The 25,167-nt window shown below is 47.3% G+C and carries 20 protein-coding genes and 1 tRNA gene; 10 read left to right on the forward strand and 11 right to left on the reverse strand.

Annotated elements, in window-relative coordinates:
• The first annotated feature begins 43 nt into the window (after positions 1-43).
• The 3 genes from OLMES_RS28875 to cysC all read left to right on the forward strand — a co-directional run bounded on the left by OLMES_RS28875 (position 44) and on the right by cysC (position 4,875).
• Positions 44-2,134, forward strand: a complete 2,091-nt coding sequence (locus OLMES_RS28875; protein WP_087462103.1) for a flagellin N-terminal helical domain-containing protein — start codon at positions 44-46, stop codon at positions 2,132-2,134.
• Between the two features lie 92 nt (positions 2,135-2,226).
• Positions 2,227-4,215: a tetratricopeptide repeat protein gene (locus OLMES_RS15495; RefSeq protein WP_087462104.1), complete on the forward strand. Its 1,989-nt coding sequence runs from the start codon at positions 2,227-2,229 to the stop codon at positions 4,213-4,215.
• A 15-nt stretch (positions 4,216-4,230) separates the two neighbouring features.
• A complete protein-coding gene (gene cysC / locus OLMES_RS15500) occupies positions 4,231-4,875 on the forward strand; it encodes an adenylyl-sulfate kinase (RefSeq protein ID WP_087462105.1) in 645 nt (214 codons plus the stop codon).
• A 49-nt stretch (positions 4,876-4,924) separates the two neighbouring features.
• Here cysC and OLMES_RS15505 read toward each other — a convergent pair whose 3' ends face one another.
• From OLMES_RS15505 to arsS, 3 genes are all read right to left on the reverse strand, one after another.
• Positions 4,925-5,617, reverse strand: coding sequence for a TIGR04282 family arsenosugar biosynthesis glycosyltransferase (locus OLMES_RS15505; RefSeq protein ID WP_087462106.1), 693 nt, complete (start codon positions 5,615-5,617; stop codon positions 4,925-4,927).
• A gap of 22 nt (positions 5,618-5,639) precedes the next feature.
• Positions 5,640-6,386 carry a TIGR04283 family arsenosugar biosynthesis glycosyltransferase gene (locus tag OLMES_RS15510; RefSeq protein ID WP_087462107.1) on the reverse strand — a complete coding sequence of 249 codons (747 nt, stop codon included), beginning with the start codon at positions 6,384-6,386 and terminating at the stop codon, positions 5,640-5,642.
• A 127-nt stretch (positions 6,387-6,513) separates the two neighbouring features.
• Positions 6,514-7,473 (reverse strand): arsenosugar biosynthesis radical SAM (seleno)protein ArsS, encoded by a 960-nt coding sequence (gene arsS, locus OLMES_RS15515; RefSeq protein WP_087462108.1) that lies wholly within the window; start codon positions 7,471-7,473, stop codon positions 6,514-6,516.
• Between the two features lie 466 nt (positions 7,474-7,939).
• Between arsS and OLMES_RS15525 the strand changes: the two genes are divergently transcribed.
• Positions 7,940-8,011, forward strand: a tRNA-Arg gene (locus OLMES_RS15525).
• Positions 8,012-8,026: 15 nt separating this feature from the next.
• On the opposite strand, the gene OLMES_RS15530 is transcribed toward OLMES_RS15525, so the two are convergent.
• From OLMES_RS15530 to OLMES_RS15540, 3 genes are all read right to left on the reverse strand, one after another.
• Positions 8,027-9,277: a DUF1302 family protein gene (locus tag OLMES_RS15530; RefSeq protein WP_087462110.1), complete on the reverse strand. Its 1,251-nt coding sequence runs from the start codon at positions 9,275-9,277 to the stop codon at positions 8,027-8,029.
• 69 nt (positions 9,278-9,346) lie between these two features.
• On the reverse strand, positions 9,347-10,285 hold the full coding sequence (locus OLMES_RS15535; protein WP_087462111.1) for an outer membrane lipoprotein-sorting protein: 939 nt from the start codon (positions 10,283-10,285) through the stop codon (positions 9,347-9,349).
• A 26-nt stretch (positions 10,286-10,311) separates the two neighbouring features.
• Positions 10,312-12,885 carry an efflux RND transporter permease subunit gene (locus tag OLMES_RS15540; RefSeq protein ID WP_198342995.1) on the reverse strand — a complete coding sequence of 858 codons (2,574 nt, stop codon included), beginning with the start codon at positions 12,883-12,885 and terminating at the stop codon, positions 10,312-10,314.
• Between the two features lie 314 nt (positions 12,886-13,199).
• On the opposite strand from OLMES_RS15540, the gene OLMES_RS15545 reads away from it, so the two are divergent.
• Positions 13,200-13,739, forward strand: coding sequence for a hypothetical protein (locus OLMES_RS15545; RefSeq protein ID WP_087462112.1), 540 nt, complete (start codon positions 13,200-13,202; stop codon positions 13,737-13,739).
• Positions 13,740-13,818: 79 nt separating this feature from the next.
• On the opposite strand, the gene OLMES_RS15550 is transcribed toward OLMES_RS15545, so the two are convergent.
• Together OLMES_RS15550 and OLMES_RS15555 are read right to left on the reverse strand one after the other, a co-directional pair.
• The gene (locus tag OLMES_RS15550) at positions 13,819-14,517 is read right to left on the reverse strand and encodes a GGDEF domain-containing protein (protein WP_087462113.1); all 699 of its coding nucleotides are present in this window, start codon (positions 14,515-14,517) and stop codon (positions 13,819-13,821) included.
• Between the two features lie 78 nt (positions 14,518-14,595).
• Positions 14,596-15,492 (reverse strand): hypothetical protein, encoded by an 897-nt coding sequence (locus OLMES_RS15555; RefSeq protein ID WP_087462114.1) that lies wholly within the window; start codon positions 15,490-15,492, stop codon positions 14,596-14,598.
• A 103-nt stretch (positions 15,493-15,595) separates the two neighbouring features.
• Here OLMES_RS15555 and OLMES_RS15560 point away from each other — a divergent pair, with 103 nt between their 5' ends.
• Complete coding sequence (locus OLMES_RS15560; protein ID WP_087462115.1) at positions 15,596-16,462, forward strand: hypothetical protein; 867 nt, start codon at positions 15,596-15,598, stop codon at positions 16,460-16,462.
• Between the two features lie 44 nt (positions 16,463-16,506).
• Here the strand turns inward: OLMES_RS15560 and OLMES_RS15565 are convergent, their stop codons facing one another.
• Positions 16,507-17,130, reverse strand: a complete 624-nt coding sequence (locus tag OLMES_RS15565) for an L-threonylcarbamoyladenylate synthase (RefSeq protein WP_087462116.1) — start codon at positions 17,128-17,130, stop codon at positions 16,507-16,509.
• Complete coding sequence (locus OLMES_RS15570; RefSeq protein ID WP_087464506.1) at positions 17,127-17,402, reverse strand: BolA family protein; 276 nt, start codon at positions 17,400-17,402, stop codon at positions 17,127-17,129. Before OLMES_RS15570 ends, OLMES_RS15565 begins: the two co-directional genes overlap by 4 nt.
• A 441-nt stretch (positions 17,403-17,843) precedes the next feature.
• On the opposite strand from OLMES_RS15570, the gene OLMES_RS15575 reads away from it, so the two are divergent.
• The 3 genes from OLMES_RS15575 to OLMES_RS28355 all read left to right on the forward strand — a co-directional run bounded on the left by OLMES_RS15575 (position 17,844) and on the right by OLMES_RS28355 (position 21,638).
• Positions 17,844-18,542 (forward strand): response regulator transcription factor, encoded by a 699-nt coding sequence (locus OLMES_RS15575; RefSeq protein ID WP_087462117.1) that lies wholly within the window; start codon positions 17,844-17,846, stop codon positions 18,540-18,542.
• Positions 18,543-18,591: 49 nt separating this feature from the next.
• The gene (locus tag OLMES_RS15580) at positions 18,592-20,421 is read left to right on the forward strand and encodes a FecR domain-containing protein (RefSeq protein WP_157678334.1); all 1,830 of its coding nucleotides are present in this window, start codon (positions 18,592-18,594) and stop codon (positions 20,419-20,421) included.
• A 203-nt stretch (positions 20,422-20,624) separates the two neighbouring features.
• Entirely contained in the window at positions 20,625-21,638 is a 1,014-nt protein-coding gene (locus OLMES_RS28355) for an excalibur calcium-binding domain-containing protein (protein ID WP_198342996.1), read from the forward strand.
• 202 nt (positions 21,639-21,840) lie between these two features.
• On the opposite strand, the gene OLMES_RS15590 is transcribed toward OLMES_RS28355, so the two are convergent.
• Entirely contained in the window at positions 21,841-22,140 is a 300-nt protein-coding gene (locus tag OLMES_RS15590; RefSeq protein ID WP_087462120.1) for an antibiotic biosynthesis monooxygenase family protein, read from the reverse strand.
• Between the two features lie 322 nt (positions 22,141-22,462).
• On the opposite strand from OLMES_RS15590, the gene OLMES_RS15595 reads away from it, so the two are divergent.
• Positions 22,463-25,117, forward strand: coding sequence for a CHASE2 domain-containing protein (locus OLMES_RS15595; RefSeq protein WP_087462121.1), 2,655 nt, complete (start codon positions 22,463-22,465; stop codon positions 25,115-25,117).
• The last annotated feature ends 50 nt before the right edge of the window (positions 25,118-25,167 follow it).

The following is a 25,167-nucleotide window of genomic DNA, read 5'->3' on the forward strand; positions in this document are numbered from 1 at the left end:
ATTTACATATTGAGCTGGTGGTTTATTAGCAAGGGGAAATGTTATGCCTCAAATCATTAACACCAATATTGCGTCGATTAACGCACAACGAAACCTGGATACGTCTCAGTCTGCCAATCAGACAGCACTGCAACGTTTGTCCTCGGGTCTTCGAATTAACAGTGCAAAAGATGACGCAGCCGGGTTGGCTATCTCCACCCGATTCACGTCACAGGTTAGGGGCTTAGACGTCGCAATTCGAAATGCCGGCGACGGGGTTTCCCTTGCTCAAACAGCTGAAGGTGCTTTGGGAGCGATGACTGACTCCCTGCTCCGTATTCGTGACCTGGCACTGCAATCCGCCAACGCGACCAACAGTGACATTGACAGAGCAGCACTGAATCAGGAAGTGCAACAGCTCAAAGAAGAAATCAAGCGGGTTTCCGAGCAAACCAACTTTAACGGCACAAAACTACTCGATGGCACGTTCTCGGATGTAACCTTCCAGATCGGAGCCAATGAAGGTGAAAGTGTAACCTTTGGCATCGACGGTGCGACTGTCGATCAACTCGGGGCGGCCAACACAGATGGTATCAGTTCTGACCAACAGGGTGGGCCAACTCAAACTGTTCAGCAAATGCTTGCAGGTGATTTGGTTATCAACGGCATCGCTGTTGGCGCATCCAGCGGGGTTGATGACGCCTTCTCCAGCCTGGAGCAGGAAAAGTCAGCGATTGCCAAAGTGGCAGCCATTAATGAAGTCTCCGATCTGACGGGTGTCGAAGCCGTCGTCAACAATACCTCCGTAAGCGGCACGTCAACATTCAGTGCAGCAGCGATTGGCGCAGGCGGTAACATCACGATTAATGGTGTTTCGATCAACGTGGCCGCCTCTACTTTACTGTCCAACGAGGCAAACCTCGAAAACATCGCCAACACCATTAATGAAAGCTCTGGACAAACCGGCGTTGTCGCGACCTTCGGAGGGAACTCCGGAACCGGGATCACGCTCACCGCAGAAGATGGTCGAAACATTGTAATCGGTGATGGTACGGTTACGGCGACGGATGCCGGTATTGCCACTGCAACGACATATTCTGGAAGCTTCACCCTGGTCTCCAAAGACGGCAGCGCAATTGGACTGGATACGACGACCGGCAATATTGATAACGCAGGACTGGCCATTGGAGAATTCAGTGGCAGCAACAGTGGTGCCATCAGCCAGGAAGTCAACAACCAAACGCTTGTGACTGGAGATCTGGTCATAAACGGAGTCCCGGTGGGGCCAACGTTAGCCTCATTCGATACTGCATCCAGCACCCAGAATGCCAGCAGCGCTATCGCCAAGGCACAGGCAATCAACAATATAGCCGAACAAACCGGTGTAAGAGCTGAAGTTAACTCAACAACACTGAATGCTGGTGCCATCACAACAGGTGCTGCAGGCTCTGGCAGTATTGATATAAATGGTGTAACCATCAATATTGCCTACAGTGCAGCCGATACCGGTGCAGACAAACAGAATGCGATTATTACTGCGATTAATAATAAGGCAGGTCAAACCGGTGTTTCTGCTGAGGCTCTTGGGGATACGTTCAGGTTGGTAGCCGAAGATGGTCGAAATATATTTCTCGATAACTTGACCGCCACCAGTGGTACCTTTAACCAGGCAAACCTCGGATTAGTGGATTCAGGTGGCGTTGACCTTGTCTTGACGACACCGACACAGAGTTCGATTACTTTACTCTCTGCTGGTCAGATCGAACTTGACACCATTACCGGCGATATCGAAAACACGGGCTTTGAAGTCGGCACCTACGGCTCCAATGAAACGGGTCAGCTGGTTCAGGATATTGATATTTCGAGCGTAGATGGTGCCATTCTGGCACTGGATGCGGTGGATAACGCCTTGAATTTGATTAACCTGCAGCGAGCAAATCTTGGTGCGATTCAAAACCGTTTCGAATCAACGATATCGAATCAGGCAATTGCGGTCGAAAACCTTGCAGCAGCAAACTCCCGCATCCGGGATGCTGATTTCGCAGCCGAAACCGCAGAGTTATCGCGTTCTCAAGTATTGCAACAGGCCGGTTTATCCATATTGGGGCAGGCAAATGGTCAGCCACAGCAGGTTTTACAGCTCCTGCAAGGCTAACGAACGTTAAATTGAGCTCCCCACAATAACCGTACAATTGAAACACAACGAATAAAACTGCACAGCAGAAGTCTTATACATAGGAGTTGGTCATGCAAACACTGCACGCCCTGGAATTGCTCGATGAACTGTCTTCAGCCGATGGCTTGGTGGCAGGAGCGGCACGCGACTTAATCGATGCCAATCGCTGGTACCAGATTTCAAACAGCAGCAGTGTTGACACCCAGCACCGCGAACATGCCAGAAAGATGGCAAAAGCATTGCTATTCCGCCTGACACAGAACCATCCAGACCAAGCTGACGCACTGAATTTATTGGGCCGAATCGCGCTTGACGAAGGTGAAACGAGTTCAGCTCGTGACATGATTGAACAGGCTATCGCACTAAATCCGGAAAAAACCATTTTCTGGATCAACCGAGGCTATGTTTCAATTGCGCAAAAAGAACACGCCCAGGCAGAAGACTATTTCACCAAAGCACTCGCTTGCGACAGCGCATCGGTTCAAGCTTTCAGTGGAATTGCACTGAGCTATTTCTTACGCCAAGATTATCTCGGTGCATTTCTTCGCTACCGTTCACTCCTGCGCAAGAACTTGCTTAACCAGTCAGGAAAAGCCGCACTGCTGGAATGCTGTACAAACCTCAAGGCAGACCACTATGACACTGAACTTGAACAAGACTTATTATCCATGTTCGATATGGATGATATTGATCACCTTGATTTGGGAAATCTGAGTTTTTCCTTGCTGCGCTTCAAGTATGACCTGGATAATGATGATGCCAACCTCGACCTGGAAGCCCTGGCTTCAGATACACTGCTTATCTGTGCACTGTCTCTCTCCGACCTGACCGACACAAAAGTAGAAGAACTAATCACACTACTTCGTCAAAGTATTCTTGTTGAAGTCGTTCAAACCGGCTCACTGCGGGACGAGTTACAACAACTTGCCCTGTCTATTGGTCTGATTGCAGAACGGACAGATTATCTATTTTCCAGCTCCAACGATGAGACTATTCTGATCGAGCAAATCGACGAATGCATTAGAGCGACGGTAAGTGGTAATTGGAATACAGACGACCTGGCAGGTGCCTTGATTGTCGTGAGTATGTATAAATCGCTCTATAATCAGAATTACAGCTACAAACTCATGAATTATGACCGTAGCGACTGGCCTGCTGCAATGCAACTCCTGTTACAAGCCAACTTGTATGACCCGTCGGATCTCCATGCGATTCGCTTCAATTTACCAAGCGACACATCCGAGATTGCAAATGGTTTCAATCATCATACCTCAAATATTGCTTATCCCCGCTGGAAGTCCTTACCATTCCAGAACGAGTCCCGTTTCTATGAAGCATTAAAGAAACAGGTTGCGGGAGCTGAACTTGATGAAGACGTTAAGTCGCGACCCATACGGATACTCGTCACAGATTGTCAGACGGGTGAAAACGCCATGGCCATGGCAAAGTATTTTACTGATGTAGAGGTTGTTGCTACCGATGGCAACCCCCACAACATAGCCTATGCGATCAATAAAAGTCGCGAAATGAATTTGCAGAACATTTCATTCTACGTCGCTCGAAATGCTGTTGAAGTGGCTCAAGACACGCAACTTTTTGATTTCATCGATTTAGGCGAATACAGCAGCAATCAGCTGGAATATATCCTCAAAGCCAAAAAACTTTGTCAACAGAAGGGCCTGATACGTCTTAACCTGACGATGCTCGCCCCTCAGTTGTCACAATTTCTTGAACAATCGGTGCCTTCCAGCTTTCTGCCTTCCGATGCGAATGTAAGGCAAATTCGGGAACAGCTGAAAATGGCAGCGTCTCCAGACATCAAAGCAATGCTTGAGGCTGACCGGATTTTTTATTCCCTAAGCGGTACGCGTAACCTGTTGAGACAGTCAAAAATCAATAGTTTTGATGTTATTGAAACCGTTCTTGAAAAAACCCGACTTGAAGTTACTGGAAACGTTCACTATAAAAATAACAACAGTAGCGACGGTCAGCTTATTAAATCGCAGATGACGGTATATGTCCGACCCGAACAATCAAACGCATCGAGCTTAACCAGTTAACATACAGGAACATAAATGAACATCACTTGGCATGAACAAACTCTCTCCAAAGCAGCTCGTGCCAAGTCAAAATCGCAAAAATCCTATGTTCTCTGGTTTACGGGGTTGAGCGCTTCAGGCAAGTCAACCCTTGCCAATGCGCTTGAGCACCGACTCCATGCCTCCGGTCATCACACCTATTTGCTGGATGGCGACAATGTCCGCCATGGTTTGAATCAGGATCTAGGCTTCAGCGATGAGGATCGAGTGGAAAACATTCGTCGTATCGCTGAAGTATCAAAGCTTTTCGTCAATGCCGGCACAATCATTCTGTGCGCCTTTATTTCACCCTTCAAACGGGATCGTGATATGGCGCGGGCCATACTGCCCCAAGGTGAATTCATCGAAGTGTATGTGAACACACCGCTTACAGTCTGCGAACAGCGTGATCCAAAAGGGCTTTATAGAAAAGCCAGGCAAGGTGAGATCAGGCAGTTTACGGGTATCGATTCAGCCTATGAAGCACCAGATAATCCCGAAATTACAATCAACACAGAGAACAAAAACGTTGAAAACTGTGTTGATGAATTACTGGTTTATTTGCAGCAGAATAATCTGATACATCGCAATGAGCTCTTAGGCAACGGCAACATACCGTCTTGCCGTTCGATGCTAACGTAGTACTTGCCCAAAAACACTCGAAAACAATCCTTCGGCTTGACTGAAGGATCTATACTCCATTGAAACCCATGGACTCTTTGACTACGTCAAACGGTGGTATTTGGGCCCTGCTCCTCACCCAACGCTCGTAATCATCAATATCATCGATATCCCAGGTTATGGGAAGTAAATCATACTTCAACCCACAGTCTTGAGCACGCTGCACGGTGGTCTGTAATACCGTTTCCGTCCCCCACGGGGTATCACAGAGTAACGCGTTATTTATTCTGGAGACACCAATCAGAACATAACCGCCATCATCAGAGGGCCCGAGGACAAGATCACACTGATCCAATCTGTCTCGAGCCAATTGCAAATATCGGTCGTCTACTGTGGGACAATCGCTCCCGACAATGACTACTTTTTGTTCTCGTTTTTTTGCAGACTGGCGTTCAAGTCCGTCGGACAAAGCATGGTACATACGAGCCCCCAGATCATCGCCTTGCTGCAATCGAACCGGAATACCGGCTTCTTCCAGTTCGGTCCACAGGCTTTTGCCGAATTTGAATTCATCGCTGCTGGCTTCGGGAATCGAATCAAACCACAATTCAACCTGAGCATCTGTAGTTCGACGTAGATTGTGCAAAACCTGCCGGGTTAACGCCAAGTGAATTTCACAAGCCCGTTCATCTCCCACACTTTTTGCGATGCGGGTTTTTACTTTGCCCGGTACAGGCCATTTTGCAAATTGGATAAGAAGCATATCAGCCTTATTTCCTCAGTTGTTACGAGTCTGATGACACGATTTTTTTTACGTAAGCATCACCGTAATACCGCCGGCACAGGGTCTCTGGATCTGCCCCGCGGAAAAACTGCCAGCGTAAACGCCACATCAACCAAATTGTCCGTAGCACACCTTCTCGCTCCCATTTACGGCTGGAGGTAATGACCCGGGAAGAAATGCAGTACGCGGGCTGCATTGCACGCATACGCCTGCAAAACTCAACATCTTCCATCAGCACAATATCGGCGAACTTTCCCAGTTCCTGAAATATCACCTTTTGCACAAAAATACCCTGATCGCCAGTCGCAATACTGGTAGCTCTGGAGCGTAAATTAATCAACCGGGAGATTAGTCTGTAAACCGGTGCAGGATGGCTGAGCTGTACATCAAACCGCCCCCATAGCCGGTTAGAGGTGTGGAATAGATGGAGTTGCTCGAAGAAATCCGGGGGTAAACGGGTATCCGCATGCAAGAAGAGTAAGATCCTGCCTTGTGCCCTGGCTGCACCGGCATTCATTTGTCGAGCACGACCCGGCAAAGAACGAACAATATGGTCAACCCCGTCTTTTGCGCAAGCCAGGGTGTCATCCTGACTGCCACCATCAGATAAAATGACTTCCAGGCCAGCGTTATGATTTCGATAAGGTTGCAGGGGAGCCAGCGTCTCAACAATAGAGGCTTCTTCGTTCAGGGTTGGCACAATAACGGACAGCCATACTCCGGGTTCCGGGGTACCTTGTTGGTTCATACTCGCAATATCTTCATTTACTCTAAACAAGTAGTCATACTAACAGCAATACTCACAGCATGACTACACGACTTGATTTCGAGCTAATAACTGATTTGCGCACTCTGGTCGGGAACCAAGCGAATGCCTACAACGCGCCACCGCAGCTGCTACCCTGCCCAGCGGTGCAACCATAACAATGGGCGCCAACCTGAATGGCTTGTCCGGTCAGATCGTTGTCCATAATTTCACTTAAATGGGTTTTAGTTCGGTCGGAGGCGATGAGTGGCATATCAAGCATCTGATTAAAGTCACAATCGTAGAGATAGCCTTGCCAATCGAGACTGATCAGGGAACGACACATGACATTTTTGAGGTTTTCTTCACTATAGGCACTCTTTAGCAATGCCATATAGTTGTTAAACTCCCCTTTGGATAACAAAACGCTGCCAAACCGACTGATTGGCATATTCGCGATTGTGAACAATTGATTGAACTGAATACCAAAGTGCTCATCCAACTGACGTTTATATTCAGATTCCAATGCAGCCTGTCCGGGTGGCAAGAAGGCCCCGCCGGGGTTATAAACCAAGTTCAGGCTGAGGCCGGTTTCCGGCATGCCATATCCCAAGTCATTCAATCGGATGAGGGCTTCTATACTGCTATCATATACCCCCTTACCACGCTGTTTATCTACGTTTTCTTTCAAATAACAGGGTAATGAGGCCACAATTTCAACTTGATGTGCGGCGAGAAACGCCGCCAGATCTTCGTATCCTGGTTCTAACAAGATGGTTAGATTGCATCGATCAATTACTTTTACACCTAAGCGCCGGGCTTCCTGAACGAGATAGCGAAACTCGGGGTTCATCTCGGGAGCCCCGCCGGTTAGATCAAGCGCCCCGACATCATGGGTTTCCAGGTAGGACAATACCAGATCAACTGTCTCGCGCGTCATCAATTCAGTTCGACGAGGCCCGGCATTCACATGGCAGTGGGTACAACTAAGATTACATAGATAGCCAAGATTAACCTGCAGCATATCCATTCGGTCTCGTTTAATTTCAGGAAAATCAGTTACCATTAACATCGGGCGGGTATCGAGCATAGTACAGCCTGTTCAAATTAACTTTTAAAAAAGTAGAAACGTATCGTCACTTTACGCGGCATTATTCTGCATTAATTGAAAATTATGACACAAGATCAGTCAATTGGTTCAATTGAAGAAACGAAAATATCCTTGCCTAACAAACCACCAGACATCTCGCTGATATTAACTACACTGAATGAACGCATCATCCAACTGGCTGTCAATATAGCGTTGAATCAGAAATTACATTTGATCGGGTCACTCAGCAGGCCGATCATGCCCGATAGGCTCGCACAATTATGTTATCGAACAGCGCAGCGACAACGCCTGCTACACCCCGATATTGTCTTGATCAAGAAAAAACCGGGTGACCCCCTATTTCCAAGCCAAAATCCGTTTCGGCCCACAGCACATTAAGCCATTTACAACACATCAGCATATTCACAGCTTAACGGAAGAATGGTAAACTCACGCCCCTCTCGATGTTCCCTTAGTTTAATGGATAAAACGACTCCCTCCTAAGGAGTAAATATAGGTTCGATTCCTATAGGGAACGCTCTTGAATTTGCTATCAAAACACGACTTTCACTTTAAGCGTAATCGCTTTTTCCGGATTTGTGTTTTGGCGCCCGTCCTTGTAATCTGACCAGCTCAAGGCCAGATCAGTCGAAATATAGTCATCCCATTTGTATTGGCTCAGTAAGGTACCACCATAGGCTTTCGGTGCCTTGCTCCAGTTAACCAACGCACTCATCGTCAAGTCATCATTAAGATAAAGTTTGTTCCAGCCAAACGTTACATAATGTTCAGGGGTCAGATCGGCGTCGTCATCGATGTACTCATTAGTCCATACTCCAATGTTAAAATTGTGGTTAGTTGCCGTAGTGTATTCAACGCCAGCGGCGATATCCAGCGTATCCGCCTCACGAGCCGTGAATGGTATTTTTTGATCGGTCTTGTAACCAATATCCAGTTTAAACAACAATCGCCTTATTGCGATTGAAGAACTGAGGCCAAGAAAGTGAAAACGAGACAAGCTGCTTTCATAAGATGGCAGAACCAATATTGGCTGGTTACTATACAGGCGCGCATATGAAAACGTGATATCCCCGCCGGTCCACAACCACTTCAAGCGCCCTCCCCACTCTGACCCGACTTTTTCATCATACGTCTTACTGCGATGACGATAGACATCCGTCAACGCTTCAGGGGTAAAAAAAATCTGAGTTTGCACTTGGCCAAAAAAACAGGCGCCGACCAACATATCTTGAGCGAGACGCACTTCATTAAAATCGGTAAGCAAGAGCTCCGTATAATCAAAGGGGGAAACGATATCGACTGCAAAGGTCCCCTCAACTTCTCCCCAGACTAACGTCTGACGCCCCACTTTAAGGTTACAATCATTTTGACTGTATTGTACCCAAAGATCATTAGTTTGCAGCTCGCCATAGTCCCCCCGGTTACGTTCAGCTTCTCGGTCTGTACGCCAGTAATACGTGTACCGGGTATCCAATCGGAAGAACCAACCAGGGTAAAACGCATCTTCGTATTCAAGCCCTGCACGGGTTCTAAGCGCATCTACATTTCCTGGCGCTTGGCTCATCAGTTGTTCAGCAGACAACTTCAGGGCAGCCGGTTTACGATCCCACCATGAACCGGAATCCACTGTCTGCAGTGTGTCAGAGTCAAATACCAGAACATCATCTTCAAGCAACTCGGACGCCAACAGTTGTGCAGAGCATGTTCCCGTGAATAAGCTCGAGATCAAAAAGACCGTCAGATAGTCTGTATTTTTCTTTGTCGTAGACAGATAGTTCATCATTACTATTATTCGCGCTCAGTGAACCACGAGTTAACTCAGCAAACCACGATGGATCCCGGTAAACTGCTACTAGAAATGTTGCCGTAATTTTCCAAGTGCCTTCTCACGATAAGCAAAATCAATCAGTGTTCGTTGGGTCAGGAAGTCAGGGTCGACTGTTATTCCCATCGCAATCGATTCAGTCTGCATATTCGATAGCCGCTGACTGCGAAGATTCATCACGGTGACATCCCGGGCAATCCAGATCCCGTTAATCTTCTCGATTTCTTTAAAAATAATTCGCTTGTACAATTTTTCCCGCTTGTCATAGGTCTGCATCTTTAAGGCTATGAAGCGTTCACGATCCACCCAGAAAATCAACTTGCTGTAATTGGTTTTTCGCAGCCGGATTTCGGTCGGACGGGCTTCAATTACCCAAACCGGGCGCCCACCGTAAGGGCCTTCTTGCAGAATTTCGTAGGTATATTCATCGGTTTTACCAGTTTCCATATCCTCAGTCGTAAACTCCGACCCAAATAGGGAGACAGGCTCCTGATCTTCACCGGTACCGCTGGCCATTCGCTTCACCTTACCCAGTGCCGATAAATACAACCAGGACTCAGTATCACGATTGGGATCATCATAGGTGTAGGTCAACATACCGATACCTCGCTCACTGGCGGGCTCCAGCAAGATCGAGATGGCTTTGCTGTCCTTCATGCTCGCCCCGGATTGATCAGACACCGACTCCATCACTTTGACTCGGGGTTCTTCAACGCAGGCCACGCGCTTGTCTTTGATGCCAAATGCACAGGTCGACAAGCGAGACAGCGAAAGTGTCGAATCGGCGGCTTGACGCTGCAATGCATCCATTTTATCGACGATCTCGCGGGCTGATAAACTGGGACTTTCAGCATTTTTAGTACTTTCAGCATTTTTAGTACTTTCAGCATTTTCAGCACGTAAAGACACAGAAAACACCAACAACACCATCAACATACCGGAAGCCCAAAGCGACCTTGTATCCATTATTGTTCTCCCAAACTTGTAATTATTTAAATCGCAACCTGCGCAGCACTGGCCAGATACTTTTTGCGCCCTAAATCAGGTTTGACCCATTTAATCAGCGCTGGCAATAACAATAGATCTGATGACAACGCCACAAAAATTGCCATGGAACCAAAAATACCGGTTTTCGCGAGGCCCAGATAATCCGAAAACGCCAGCATCGAAAAACCAACGCCCAATATAAGTGTCGTAAATGTAACCGCCTGCCCCACCTCTTTGATCGTACTTTCCAACGCTTGGTGTACATCACCCGAAGCAAACCAGGCATCACGGTAGTGGGCAACAAAGTGAATCGTATCATCTACTGCGATACCGATGATCAAAGGGGCGATAATCAGCGTATCCGTGTCAAGCGGTATACCCAACAATCCCATCAAACCAAAGGTAAAGAAAGCAGGAAGGAGGTTTGGCACCATGGAGATCAGGCCCGCCTGTACCGACCCCAGAGTCAACATCATCAATACCGTTATAATCAACAAGGCAAAGCTGAAACTTTTGATCTGAGTCCAGCTAATATGATCGATTAACTCCATCATCAGCGCCAAAGACCCAGTGACACTGTATTGTGCCTCCGGATAGCGATCAGTAAGCGGATTGAAGAAGCGCTTCACGTCCCCCTTAATTTCATCGAAAAACTGGGTATATTCGTATGAACCGGCGTTCCGCAATTGGATACTGATATGGCTTTTGCTGTAGTCATCCGCCACAAGATTACGCCGATCCACGGGATTGGCATTGTCAAACAGATAGATTAACTGCGCCGCGAGACGCTCATCCTCTGGAATACGTTCGAAGGTTGGATTACCACCATTCATAATCTTGTTGGTGTCTTTCACAAAATCAGCAAGCGAGAACGTTTTAACCACATAATGGTCGTACTCTGCCTCAATAAACCGCTGAAAATCATCAACCGCTTGCAATACAACGGGATCCTTGAGGGCATTGCGCTGGCCAAATTGCAGTAAAACCTCCATATTTTGCCCTCCCATCATCGACTCATCGACAATGGAATAGGTGACTCTGATTTCACTGCCTTCTTTGGTTAATTCGGCAAAATTAGAGTCGACTTTCACATTCGCAGCACCGATAACAAACATCAGGAATATTCCAAGGTAAACAATGACGATGGTTTTAGCGCGTTTAGTCACCCAACCCGGAATGCGGTTCAACAGTGGCTGTAACCAATGGGCATGTTTTCGGACAGGTTGCGCTGTATCCTCGCGAACTTTTGGATGCCACACGTCCAGTAATACGGGAAAAACGAGGATGGTGAGGATAAATGCCACGCCAACACCAATTGCCGAGGTGACACCAAAAACACCAATTTGCGGAATATCACTGACCATCAATGCGGACATCCCCGCCATAGTCGTGATGGTTGTCAGAAAGATCGGCAAGCCGGTTTTCCTGAAAGCCATTTGAATGGCCTCCCGGTGCTCGTGGCGATGTCGGAAAAAAATATAACTACTCAACACATGCACACAATCGGCGATGCCCACGGCCAGAATTAGCATAAATGTCAGGGTGACCATATTAGAGAGCGTAACCCCCATCCAACTTGCCGCACCAATTGTCCAGAACGCCGACCCGGCAATAACAACAATAGGCCACACCACAGCACTCAGTGATCTAAACAAAAACCAGAGCAAACCGACCACAATAAAGATCATAAAAAGCAGCAGCACACTGGCTTGCTTCATGTTGTTCAGGGCAAATTCCATCATCGGCGCATTGCCGGTGTAGTAAAAGCGAAACTCACTGAATTCCGGTGAATCCGCAACTGCGCGCAAAGCCGTCATAAAGTCGAGATACTCCGCCATCTGCATATCGGCGTATTCAATTTCCTCAACGGAAATTGATTCATCCACCACCAATTCATCACCGAGCAGCATATCATCGGCGGATAGGAAGTCGGTCTCGCCTTCGGTATCAAGTCCCGTATCACCCTCATCTCCGGTCAAAGGCAAGGCCAAGGGAACAACACCAAAATCGGTTTTGAGGCGAATGCCACCATAGCGGAAATCTTTTGAAAAATACGCCAACTCAAAATTGTTTTGGCTTTGTGCGATTTTACGTAAATGCTCGCGCTGCGAATCGGTATCCGGGTAATCACTGGCGATCAATTTTTTCATAATCAATGTATCGCCATCCGCCTTTTGGTAACGGGCATTGTATAGACTGTCTATACGTTGAATTCGAGTCAATGGGCCAGGATTTTCCTCTGTAAACCGAATTCGCGCATCATCCAGCGCAGAGTGAAAAGCCGCCAGAGTCTTGATGGATTTAGCCGAGAACACATCACCATCTTCCGGTGCATAGACGACATATACCCCGTCATCGCTACCAAATTGTTTACGAAATTCATCAAGTGAGTGTTTTGCCGGGTCGTCATCCCGAAACCAGCTTTCCAAGGACATGTCCATCTTGAAAAAATGCAATGTACCGTAGACAAACAGGCCGGTAAGCAACAAAAAAAACATCACAACAAACCAGCGATATGGTAGAAGCCACAGGGGCGCACGCTCGAAAAAAGTATTGAAACGGTACAAAAAGGACTGCATGGAATGTTCCTTATTTCGGCAAAGTGACTAGGTCCGTCAAAGCGACAGTATTCGATAAAGCGACAATTTTCAACAACGTAGCAAGCGTCGTCGCGGTCATTACATCAGAGTATCCTGATCATAACGGGTAAGACCGAATCATTGTATCGGACGAGGTTCTTATTAGTACTCATTCTCAGAGAGATTACTATGCGCGACATCAAAGTTTTATAATGGTAGTACGCTTGTCACCAATCGGAAAAGTCATCATGAGGGCTTAGACGGGCGCATTTTCTTTCTCAACTGTACTGATAAAACAGATAACAGGAGGAATTATGAAAAGGTTGTACTTTGCTACCTCAACTCTGAGCTGTGTTAACGATGTAATGACCGACCTCCACCAACAGGGATTGAGTGACTGGCGGTTACATACTTTAACCAGCAACGAGGCCGGTTTGTATACCCACCACATTCACAGTGCAAATGTGCTCTACAAGTCAGACGTGGTTCGGTACCTGGAGCGCGGTGCTATTGTGGGTCTGACTGCGGCGTTATTTACACTGATACCGCTAAATCTTAGCGGCGTATTGGAGGTTTCGCTACTTGGAACCGTGGGTATTTGTGCATTCTTTATGCTTATTGGTGGCTGGATTGGCGGCATCGGCGGTATTTCGAAGGAAAACTACAAGTTAAAACGATTCCACAATCGTATTGAAAAAGGTCAATATCTGATGATGATCGATGTACCTAAACATGACCTGAACTCTATCAAACAAATGATAATCGCGGGGCACCCTGCCGCGCAGTTTTTGGGTGTAGACTCAACATTGACCAACCCGTTTGTGGAAGAAGACGGGCGATTTCACTTGGCGTGATCGTTATCTTGTTCTCCCCTCCGGATTCTGTTCCTCACGAACAATAAGCGCAGAATCCGGAGTGCTTTATCGCCACCCCCTACTCCTCATCTGCCTGCTGACCACCAAACAGGCTGAACAAAGTATCTTTTTCCTCTTCACTGACTGCAGCGGCAGATGCATCTTGTTCCTGAGTGCCAAAACACACCTGGTTACGCCCGGATGCTTTCGCTTCATATAAGAGTTGATCTGCCTTTCGTACCAATTGTTTGGCATCACTGCTATCACCAAAGCGGAACAACTCAATACCAAAACTGGCCGTTAAATTGATCTCTTGGGCATCCTGAATGAACAAGGGCGAGTTCTCCAGCATTTCCCGAATACGTTCGGCAACCTGAATACTTTGTCTTAAATCGGTGGACGGCAGAATAATCGCAAACTCTTCTCCGCCGTAACGGCAAGGAATATCCATTTTGCGCACCCCGGCGCGGATCAGTTGAGCGGCCAGCACCAACGCTTTATTACCAACTTCATGCCCCCACTGGTCATTAACCTGTTTGAAATGATCCAGATCCATCATCACCAGAGCCGTGGAGTATCCGGTACGACGGGTACGTTCCAGTTCCTGCTCAAGTGCCTGGATGAAGAACCGAAAATTATTCAACCCGGTTAGCGTATCGGTATGAACCAGTTCAGCGAGTTGTGACACCTGCTGCCGCAACTCGACCAGTTCAGAAAGGTATTCACATTGGTCATGCTCAACTGGGCACAGTGGTTTGCGGTCTGAACGATCTGTCATGGATATTTTTTCTGTCTCTTATTGGCTATTCCGATAGCTTAGATAGCACAGCTTCAATAAGCAACAGAATTTCAGACCTCAAAAACTTTGCTGAATCGGTTCTTCCCGGAATACGTGACGGTAAATCGCACGAATCGATTCTTCATTTTCATCAACAACAAACACGCCCCCTACGGGAGTGAAGACATAAAGTTTCTCATCACTATGGCCAAATGTATCCTGGGAGCCATGCTGAATCATAGGGACACCGATTGCCGCATTCAGAAATGTTTGCACATCATGAAAAATGGGGCTATGAAAACTTTTCATGCCAAACAGTTCTTCATCACTGACATGTTTTTCGGCTAAACGTCGTGTTTTCGTCTCCGTAAACACCTGACTCACGTGTGCAACATCAATTAACCCATACAAGTCATAATCACCATGGATATAACTCAGTTGGGCCGCTTTGAAGTTTCTTGAAGCCTGTTGGGTGAGGGAAAAGTCCCGACGGGGCAAGCTCATATCGGTCAGCATCAGACAACCGAAATATGGGCTCATCGTATCCGTATCTACAGCATAAAAACCGGCATCATTTCGCCGGGTAAAAACCTTCCGGCGTTTTTCATCGGCACTTCGCCCGGCAGTGAACTTCTCCCAGCACTGTAACGCTGCGGTACCTTTTTGGCCGGTAAAGGCATGTGGCAGGAGTGTAGGATCGACCACCAACCCGGCGCATTTGATATGCAACCCCGTACTGGCGAACGAATGGACAGAAGCCGTTTTCGGCTTACAGTCTATGGGCTTGGGCCGAAAGCCCGGGCGGGAAACAAACGGCAATGAAAATTCATTCGTTGCCCGCACTAAAATAATATGGTCAAAATATCGCGCGGCTTCTTTAAATGCGGCAACATCTTCCAGCCTGATTTCTCGTTCTGAACCCCAGTTAAACGGTTTTAATCGAGCGGAATGATCGCCCGCATGAATGTTCGCCATTTTTTCATCTCCAACGTATCAATATCTGTAACATCGAGATTCAATCACGCTTGACCTCAGCAAATGTGCTAAACCACCACACAGGTCACATAAACAGCCCCGAATGCCTTTCCTGCTTATTGGTCTGGTTATTGCTTTATTCCTGTCAAACGGTGTAATCGGACAGCAAAATCGGAAAAGCGTCAAATTTTTGCCGCTTTCCAGAAATACTGCAACCGTTCAAGATTACTTCACCCCTTATGGGAAGGAGCAAAAGATGTCTACCCTGGATTCCCTGCTCAGTTTCAGAGGCTTCTCTCAGTTCGTTATGCAAAAACGAGCTCAGGAGGCTGAGACACAGACGAACAAAGTCAATCAGGCAGGTGAAACGAACAAGGCGGAACAGAGCAGCACCACTGCCGAACTCAACACAAGCACAACACGACAAAATCTGCGCCAGCTTCCCCTACGGGAAATCAAAGCACAAATTGGTCAGGATGCCACTTTTGTGAGGGAGACGGTCAAAAACAAACTGAGTGAATACAAGATACCGGGTCATGTAAAAATCGACATCGTCAAAAATCCACAGGGTGAAATCGCGGTAAACGGCTATATCCAGCGAGATACCGCACAACAGATTGCTGCAGATCTCAATCGTAATGAAGCATTCAAAGCCGCCTACAACCGAGTCAACGCCTATGAGCCGACAATGAACTACGTGGACACTGTCGTCAAACTCACAGACACCTATGGTGTGGGTAACAATCTATTTCATTCGATCCTGAGTAAGGATCAACAACACAATCAGCTCAGCGATATTGCTTTTCGATATGAGAAGATGGGTGAAAATGTCAGCTACCAGGAACAAACCCGGCCCGCACATAACCCCGAACCCGCCCCGGACGAATCGGCTCAGGCAAACGGCAGACCTGCCAACCCGTTTTCCCCTACAGCTTTAGACACGCCCAGCTTGCTTTCCGTGACGGCGTAGCTGATAACAGCTTAATTAAGAAAACAGTTTAAACACGAAACAGGTCATGCACGAAATGGTTCAGGATCACCCTTTCCTTCGCGGATAATAACCGGCTCATCATCGGTCAAATCAATCACTGTTGTCGGTTCAAAACCGGTGAAACCGCCATCAATGACCAAATCCAGTTCATGCTCCAGCATTTCCCGGATTTCGTAGGGATCTGTCATCGGCAAATCATCCCCCGGCAAAATCAAAGTACAGCTCATCAAAGGCTCTGAAAGCTCTTCCAATAAAGCAAGCGCAATCGCATTGTCCGGTACCCGTAAACCAATCTGACGACGTTTTGGATGAATCAGGCGTCGGGGAACTTCACTCGTCGCTTTCATGATAAACGTGTAAGATCCAGGTGTATGATTTTTGATCAATCGATACTGCGTATTATCAACTTTGGCATACGTGGAAATCTCTGAGAGATCGCGGCACATCAGCGTGAAGTTATGCTTATCATCAAGCTTACGAATCCGGCGAATCCGGTCTACCGCGGCTTTGTCACCTATATGACAACCAATGGCATAGGCCGAGTCAGTGGGGTAAGCGATCACCCCACCACCACGGATAATATCCACGGCCTGCCGAACCAGCCGAAGCTGAGGATTTTCTGGATGAATCTGAAAGAACTGGCTCATGACTGTTTCGACCCCCCCATGCAGTTAGGGGAATCCGGTGCAGCGTGCCCAGCCTGCAGCCACTCTTCCGGCGTGTAAGTATGGAGTGCGAGCGCATGAACACCGCCCGCCAACTCATCCGATAAAATCTGGTAAATATGTTGGTGCCGCTTCACCTTTCCCATTCCCGAGAAGGTCTCTGAGACCAGGGTAACTTTAAAATGCGTCTCGGAATTCGGTGGGACACTGTGCATATGACTCTCGTTTACCACCTCAAGCACTTGTACCGGCATTTGCGCTTCAAGCTTTTGTGTAATCGAATCTTGGATTGTTGTAGCCAATTTGGCTCTCCCTCTGTCTATTTAACCGGAAACCCTGGCCAAAACCTGCACCGCGCTTCCTCAGTACTGCGTCTAAGGCCCTTATAGTAGAACAATACGACTCCAAGTAGAACAATACTGATTTAATCGGCGCATTAGCAACCCTTGAAACAGTTGGGTGCGGCCACCGGAAATTTCTGAAAATGAAACACCTGTACAATCTACAGCTTGCCCTAAATCCTTTTAAAACCAGAGATTTTTTGACAATTCAGCAATTGTTAACAATCATCTTTATAGAGTTTACATTTCGTAAAGTGATTAACAAAACTACCCAAGACCCCTCTGACTATTATTGAGACAATAACGAAAAGGTAAATGTAACCTGGGTCAGGGTTATGTATACCGGGATGAGCTATGAAAATTGCACTTCTGGAAGATGAACTGGATCAGGCAGAAAACCTGGGACGAATTCTGCGGGAACACGGACACACCTGTGAACACTATGTATCAGGTGAATCTTTTTTGTACTCTGTAACACACAATAGTTTCGATCTATTGATTATGGACTGGGAACTGCCAGACATCGAGGGTATCGATGTGGTTAAACAAATCCGGTCCCAGGTGGAATGGCGTATTCCAGTTCTGTTTCTGACCCAGCGGGATCAGGAACAGGATATCGTAGCAGCTCTGAATGCCGGTGCAGACGACTACCTCGTCAAACCACCGCGAACCGGTGAATTGATCGCCCGACTGAGCGCGTTGTCCCGGCGGGTTCAACAGGAAACAGAAAGTCAGGTGATCAGGAAAGGGCCCTATGAAATTGATGTCAAAGCCCGAACCGTCAAAGTAGATGGCGAACCCGTCGGCATGACTGACAAAGATTTTGAACTGACAGCTTTCATCTTCGAAAACATCGGCAGATTGCTGTCCAGAGATTATTTACTGGAGCGTGTATGGGGACTGAAAGGCTCGATTAACACCCGAACAGTGGACACCCATATGAGCCGGCTGCGACGGAAACTAAAAATCAATCCGGAGAATGGGTTCCGTATCAGGACGGTCTATCAGCACGGATATCGCCTGGAGACTGTCGATCAAAGCGAAAAAGCTTGAACACCGGGACAGGGCTTGAACGCTGAAAACCAGCAGTGCGGTAGTGACAGTGAAACGAAACGAAATTGGCTCCAAAAACCGATATTCAACTCCAGCGTTTATCGCCTTGTGGTTTGCGCTGGTTCTCTCACTGGTTTGTTCACCGGCATTCACTGATGAACACGACGGTAACACCGCACAGCAATTCTCCTCGGAATCAACGACAGATACTGCAGTCGAGCCGACAAACTCCGAATCTGAACCCGAGACCCAGACCAGCAGCGGCTCCCCAAACAATGTAACCACCGGTGTCAGTGCCCAAAAGGCAAAACCTCAGGTTCGGACCTTACCCCCACCAAGAAGCAATCTCAGTCACGGAAAATCCCGGGATAATACCGGTAACTGGCGCTATGCCTTGAAACCGGAAGACAATGTCTGGACCGTCGCAGAGTCCTTTCTCAACCAACGCTACTCCTGGGTCGATCTGGTTCGTTTCAATCAGATCAAGGATCCCAATCAAGTCAAAACCGGCAATACTTTGCTCATTCCAATCAGTTGGCTCAAGGTTCAACCCGCACCGGCAAAAGCATTGTCTGTCTCCGGTGAAGCCCTGTTGAAACGCAGCCAACAACGGACATTCGATCCCATCGTTAAAAATACGTTGTTGAACGTGGGAGATACGTTGCGGACTCTGAACGGCTCAATACTGGTTCAGTTTGCTGACGGGTCTGTGTTGAGGGTTGAAGAAAACACCACGCTGATATTTAACCGTTTGTCCCAATTTGGCAAATCAGGCATGACCGACACCGGTCTGCGCCTGGAGAAAGGCCGGGTTTCCACTCGGGTGCAGCCCGTAAAAGAAAATGGCTCCCGCTATGAGATCACAACCCCTTCAGCCGTCGCGGCGGTAAGAGGAACAGAATTCCGATTAGCATCCGATGGCAACGGCAGCCAAGCAGAAGTCACTGAGGGTGTTGTGTTGTTTACAACCGGAAACAAAGAGATCACCCTGCCCGCGGGATATGGTGCCAGCAGCGACGTTAAATCCGGCCTGCAAACCATTGTCTCTCTGCCTGCAGCACCACAACCGGCAAACTTGCCAACGCTGACCAATACGCTGCCAATCACACTCACCTGGCAACCGGTTAAAGACATCCAGCAATACCGTTACCAATTGTTCAAACAAAACGAGAATGGTGACCTCGTTGAGTCCGATTTGATTACCAAACCGGATATCACGCTGACAAATCTGGTAAACGGACAATATCTGGTTGCCATGCGCGCAGTCGGATCACAAGGTTTCGAGGGCACCGACTACAAACACACCTTTACCGTGAAAGTCCGGGCAACCCCCGTTCAACTGGTTGCACCGGCCAATAATCAGCAGTTTGATTATAAACAGCCGGTATTCAGTTGGAAAATGCCCCCGACTCATGAACTCGCGCGTTTGGAAATTGCCGTCGACGATGGGTTTGAGAAAACCGTCGTACAAAGCAACTATATTCAGGATAACGCCCAGCAACTTGATGTTCAGCTCAGCCCGGGATACTACTACTGGCGCGTACAAACACTGGCCGGCAGCGAAGACATCGCCCACAGCGAAACCCGCCGCCTCGCCATTAAAGGCAAAATGGAGGCAACATCCATTCTCAGCGTGAACTACAGTGGCAACCGGGTAAAAGTCTTCTGGAAATCCATCCCGGTAGCAGAAAGTTATGAAGTGCAACTTTCCAAGTCTCCAGAGTTCACCATCATCCAAAGCCAGGAAACCGTCACCGACCCCAACATCGCCATCCGACTCGACGAAGGCGAACGCTACTACATCCGAGTCAGAGGCATCGCGAATGAACTCTGGGAACCGCAATACAGCTTGCCATATGAGCTTACGACGGGGTTTTGAATAGTGGTGCTGGACGTATCCGTGGCCAATAAAATCCGGACGTCGCTATTTAGCCAAATCTCTTGTTAATGAAATACCTCGTGTTTCAGGCGCTATTCATCGCAAAGATTTCTATCCAAGATAGGGATCTGTACTACATTTAACTTAGTCCCAACAGTTATATCCACCGTTATATTCTCCTAGTCCGAGTAAGGCTCAAAGTAATGAGAATCAAAAGAAGTTTATTATTAATATTGTCAGTATTTTTTATTACTAGTTGTGAGGGCCCTGATAATTGGAATAACGAGGAGAAATGCTTCGAACACAAATCTATCGAATCGTCTGCTGTTAACCACCTCACCTCCTTTAAACTGCCACACACAGAATTGAATAACTGCAGATTCCCCGTAAATTTAGAAAACACTCGTGAAAAAATTTGTCATCCGACCTTTTCATCATTAATAAACAGAAATTTTTTGCAGCCCGAATGGATAAGCTTCACAGCACACTATGCTCTTAGCGACAACTCTACAGAACGATCAGATATTCCAAATTCCAATACATCTATGAGTAACAAGGATCAAATGCCTATCAAATCCGAGTCCTCAAACTCGACAGTTTCAGTACTAATCGCGACTCCTAAATTATTGGGGCTTGAACACAGCTATTATGAATCAGTTGATTTACCCTCGAATAAACTCAATATGTACGAAGATTTCGAGAGGAATGTATGGACTTCTGTTTCGGCTTATATCCACTCATGCTCAGCGGAAGTAGAGGACCTGAGGGTAATGATGCGAGTGACCTACGATGAAAATGCTCCAAGCATTCCATCACAAATGTCGGTTCTAATGTATAGCAACGATATTCTCGATCGAGTTACTGTTTTAAATATTGAGCACAAACGTAATTCAAATACTTCAGATATCGGTCGTTCGGTATCTTCTTTGTCGCAAGCAGGATGGGTGTGGGGAGATAATTCTGCCCCGTCATCAAATGACATACGACCGGTATGCTCATTGCCCAGTGAATGGAATTTCACAGCAAGGAATCACCTCACCCTATCCAGCTCAAATAACAGCCTTTCTTGTAGATCAGATACTGTAAGTTGCGGATCTAAAACAACTTGCGGCCAGATGGCAAATTGTGAGGAGGCAAAAAACTATTTCGAGCAGTGTGGTCTAACAAGTCTAGATGGTGACAGCGACGGAATTCCCTGTGATAACCTCTGTATATGAACTGAAAGGCTACTGACGCCGAGTTTAAAGCTCCGCCTCTCAGGGTGCCTGCGAAAATACTTTAATTGCACGCCCTGCGCTCTATTGACGCACACTTGTTTGAACAGACATAAATATCAATCGTTCAAAACTTCTCCCGAATTAAGAAGCCTCAGCCATGACATGATTCAGTTTTTTCACTTAGAGTTCGACAATATTTGACTTACCTATTATTTGAGGATTCGTAACTACGCTCAATTTTGGCAATATCAACCTTGTACCAACTGTACCATTGTCGTTTGCCAAGAGTTTGCGCTTCTATGTGTTGGATATCCCTTTTCCAGGCTTGAATATCCTCAAGGCTTTGCCAGTATGATACTGCTATTTCCGTGTCGCCCTCTGTGCAGGCATTGAAAGCGTTGCATCCGTATTTGGAAAACGCTAAATCTCGCATTTTCTGAGCGGTCTCGGAGTACTGCGAATCAAGCGCTTTGATTTTTGCGGTGAAGATGACTGCGTACATTATTTATCCATTTAACATTTAGGTTTTTACAATTGCACTTCGGTTTTTACAGCTGCACTTAGTTTTTTACAACGACGCATAGTACATTGCATTGAATTACTGAACGATAAAAATGCGCTGATACTTTACTATCCTGAATAGATCGGTCAAGAACTGAACTCCTGACCATGTGAATTCATCTGAAGCCCAGGGGATAAAACCCTCAATTGAACGAATGCAGTGGTGGCTTCGAGTGTGTTTACAGTATTTTACATTCCATTGGAAGGTGTCACTAATTGCCCCTATACTCGGTTTACACATCTGATGAATAGTTACCTGTTACATGCAAAAACCCAAAACCAGCTACTCTGTATTTGAGCAGCATATTCTGGCTGTCTTCCTGATTGTCTTTGTCTGCATCTGTATTACGTTTGATTTCACCAAAAAGCTCGATAACATTTTCTACGACCTCTACATACAGTTGTTTCCTCAGTCCGTACCCAGTGACGTTGTGATAATTGCAGTAGACGAACAAAGTCTGATTGCCCTTGGGCAATGGCCCTGGCAACGGAGTTTACATGCCCAATTACTGGATACGCTGATTGAGCTCCCCCCTGAACTACAACCTGAAGCGATTGTTTTTGACATAATTTTTGCAGAGGAAGACCAGAAGAATCCTGATAATGATTTTCAGCTCGCCGGAGCAATGAACGAAAGTGGCCGGGTATTGATTCCGGTTCATATTCATCCACTGAGCAATCGGGAAACCCTCGCAGAAATCACGCCAATTGCTCCGCTTGCCGAAGCAGCTGTCGGTATGGGTCATGCACATGTCGAGCTGGATGACGATGGCATCACTCGTGGTCTGTACCTCAACGTGGGCATGGGGCAAGCCTATTGGTCCGCCCTATCCCTTGCCACTCTGGATTGGATACGCGGCAAAAAACGCTCTCCGTTGAAAGCATTCAGTAGCAGTCAACGGACGTCTCCCTACGTCAATATTCGGGAGAACTATGTGATGATCCCCTTTGCAGGGGGCGCTGGATCGATTACAACGTATTCCTATATCGATATCCTGACCGGGGATATCGGGCCAGAGGTGTTTAGCGGCAAAGTCGTCTTTATCGGTTCGACTGCAGCAGGTCTGGGTGACTTCCTGTCAACGCCGGTGTCCGGCTTGTCATCCCCGATGTCCGGTGTTGAATTTCATGCCAATGTGTATAGTGCGTTACAAGAAAAAACCGTGATCACTCTGGTACCACGCTATTGGCACTATTTGCTGAGCGTCGCGTTTGTCTTGATATCGGTTTTACTCATTCCCCGGATCAAACCGGAGCGAACACTGCCTGTTACACTGACCATATTGATACTGGTTTTGAGCTTCAGTTTCATCGTACTTCATCAGATGAATCAATGGTATGAACCTACACCGGCATTGATAGCCATTCTCGCCGCTTATCCATTGTGGAGCTGGCGGCGGATTTCAGAACTAAACCGATTCCTAAACCAGGAACTCGAAACCCTCTCCATGGAGCCCAAACTCAGCCACAGGCGGGTCGGGAATTTCCACCCGCCGGATCTGCTCGACGCGGTAATTTTCCTCCTGAACCCGAAGGGATGGTATTGCTCTTTGAATAGCGATGTCATTAAACATCAACACCTGGATCGCCACTCGGAATTGGATTCCATGACCCCGGGTTTCTGGCTGCATAAAGCAACAGAATCCTGGATTTGTTTTTCCCTGGCTGATCGACACTGGGTGATCGGGTTGCAATGGAGTGAAGATAATCACCTTGATCAGAAGCGTGCCTTTTTACACCGCATTTTATTGCTCGATAAACTGGATCAACCCGGGAGTACAGTATTCGCCCCCACTGAACGTTTGGCCCATCGAATTAACCAGGTTCAGGAGGCCATACTGAATATGCGAGACATGCGCCGCTTTGTCTCAGAAGGCTTTGACCGTATGCCAGACGGTGTAATCGTGACGGATCCAGTGGGCTCTATTATATTTGCCAACTCCCACAGTGAACTGATGCTTGAGCAACCCCGGCAAACACTTCTGGGACAGCCCTTGCAACGAATTCTTTCCAGTTTTACGGCACAAGATCCGGATGCATGGCAGCCCCTTTTTACACGGGTGTTATTACAAGCCCGGGTTCATTCAATGGAAGTCAGGCTCGCACATTTGGACTTGCTACTGCAGTTTGCGCCGTTTGAAACGGAAAACCCGGGCGAAGCCGGCATGATCGTCAATCTTTCTAACATCACGCAGTTCAAGGAAGAGCAACGCAGACGGAATGAAACCATCGATTTCCTGTCCCACGATGTGCGCTCACCACTGGTATCGCAACTTGCACTGCTGGACAATATCGAATCCGGTATTACCGCTGTAAGCGATGAAACCTTTGGCCAGATACGATCCCACGCAATCCGGAGCCTCAACCTTGCCGATCAATTTTTGCAAATTGCCCGAGCAGAACAAGTCGAATCCGACAGTTTTTATGACTGTAACTTGATCGACATTTTACTCAACGCAACGGATTCTTGCATGGCAAAAGCACGTCAAAAGGACATTCACATCGATTTTGACCCTGATATGGATGACTGCTGGGTGAAGGGAAATCCGGAATTGCTTGAACGCCTTTTCATCAATTTGATAGGCAATGCCTTGAAGTACAGCCCGGCGACAACAACTGTGAGTGTCGAGATAACTGAAAATCAGGAAGGCACTCACCAACAATCGGATTTATGGCACGTGACAATTTCTGATCAGGGTATCGGTATCGACCCGGATGAGATTGACGGCATTTTTGATCGCTTCAAGCGACAAAAAAAGAGCGAAACGCAAGGTGAAAAAGGTGCCGGCCTGGGATTAAGATTTGTCAAAGTCGTGGTCGAGAAACATCAAGGCACCATCAATGTGGCAAGCACACCCAAGCTGGGCAGCACTTTCTGTGTCTCCCTGCCCAAACTCGACTATATCGAACCCGCATAGTACACCACCTCCCCCCCCATATGGGGGATACAAAGTTCGCATTGTAACTT

Origin of the sequence: Oleiphilus messinensis, from assembly GCF_002162375.1 — a bacterium.
In the GTDB taxonomy this organism is placed as follows: domain Bacteria; phylum Pseudomonadota; class Gammaproteobacteria; order Pseudomonadales; family Oleiphilaceae; genus Oleiphilus; species Oleiphilus messinensis.

Bases quoted from the DNA above. Each gene is read 5' to 3' on its own strand.
- OLMES_RS15570 (WP_087464506.1), bottom strand. From the start codon at position 17,402: ATGCCGGTACAAGTGCTTGAGGTGGTAAACGAGAGTCATATGCACAGT.
- OLMES_RS15495 (WP_087462104.1), top strand. From the start codon at position 2,227: ATGCAAACACTGCACGCCCTGGAATTGCTCGATGAACTGTCTTCAGCC.
- OLMES_RS28875 (WP_087462103.1), top strand. From the start codon at position 44: ATGCCTCAAATCATTAACACCAATATTGCGTCGATTAACGCACAACGA.
- cysC (WP_087462105.1), top strand. From the start codon at position 4,231: ATGAACATCACTTGGCATGAACAAACTCTCTCCAAAGCAGCTCGTGCC.
- OLMES_RS15595 (WP_087462121.1), top strand. From the start codon at position 22,463: ATGCAAAAACCCAAAACCAGCTACTCTGTATTTGAGCAGCATATTCTG.
- OLMES_RS15545 (WP_087462112.1), top strand. From the start codon at position 13,200: ATGAAAAGGTTGTACTTTGCTACCTCAACTCTGAGCTGTGTTAACGAT.
- OLMES_RS15505 (WP_087462106.1), bottom strand. From the start codon at position 5,617: ATGCTTCTTATCCAATTTGCAAAATGGCCTGTACCGGGCAAAGTAAAA.
- OLMES_RS15535 (WP_087462111.1), bottom strand. From the start codon at position 10,285: ATGGATACAAGGTCGCTTTGGGCTTCCGGTATGTTGATGGTGTTGTTG.
- OLMES_RS15555 (WP_087462114.1), bottom strand. From the start codon at position 15,492: ATGGCGAACATTCATGCGGGCGATCATTCCGCTCGATTAAAACCGTTT.
- OLMES_RS15560 (WP_087462115.1), top strand. From the start codon at position 15,596: ATGCCTTTCCTGCTTATTGGTCTGGTTATTGCTTTATTCCTGTCAAAC.
- OLMES_RS15510 (WP_087462107.1), bottom strand. From the start codon at position 6,386: ATGAACCAACAAGGTACCCCGGAACCCGGAGTATGGCTGTCCGTTATT.
- arsS (WP_087462108.1), bottom strand. From the start codon at position 7,473: ATGCTCGATACCCGCCCGATGTTAATGGTAACTGATTTTCCTGAAATT.
- OLMES_RS15590 (WP_087462120.1), bottom strand. From the start codon at position 22,140: ATGTACGCAGTCATCTTCACCGCAAAAATCAAAGCGCTTGATTCGCAG.
- OLMES_RS15530 (WP_087462110.1), bottom strand. From the start codon at position 9,277: ATGATGAACTATCTGTCTACGACAAAGAAAAATACAGACTATCTGACG.
- OLMES_RS28355 (WP_198342996.1), top strand. From the start codon at position 20,625: ATGAGAATCAAAAGAAGTTTATTATTAATATTGTCAGTATTTTTTATT.
- OLMES_RS15575 (WP_087462117.1), top strand. From the start codon at position 17,844: ATGAAAATTGCACTTCTGGAAGATGAACTGGATCAGGCAGAAAACCTG.
- OLMES_RS15565 (WP_087462116.1), bottom strand. From the start codon at position 17,130: ATGAGCCAGTTCTTTCAGATTCATCCAGAAAATCCTCAGCTTCGGCTG.
- OLMES_RS15550 (WP_087462113.1), bottom strand. From the start codon at position 14,517: ATGACAGATCGTTCAGACCGCAAACCACTGTGCCCAGTTGAGCATGAC.
- OLMES_RS15540 (WP_198342995.1), bottom strand. From the start codon at position 12,885: ATGCAGTCCTTTTTGTACCGTTTCAATACTTTTTTCGAGCGTGCGCCC.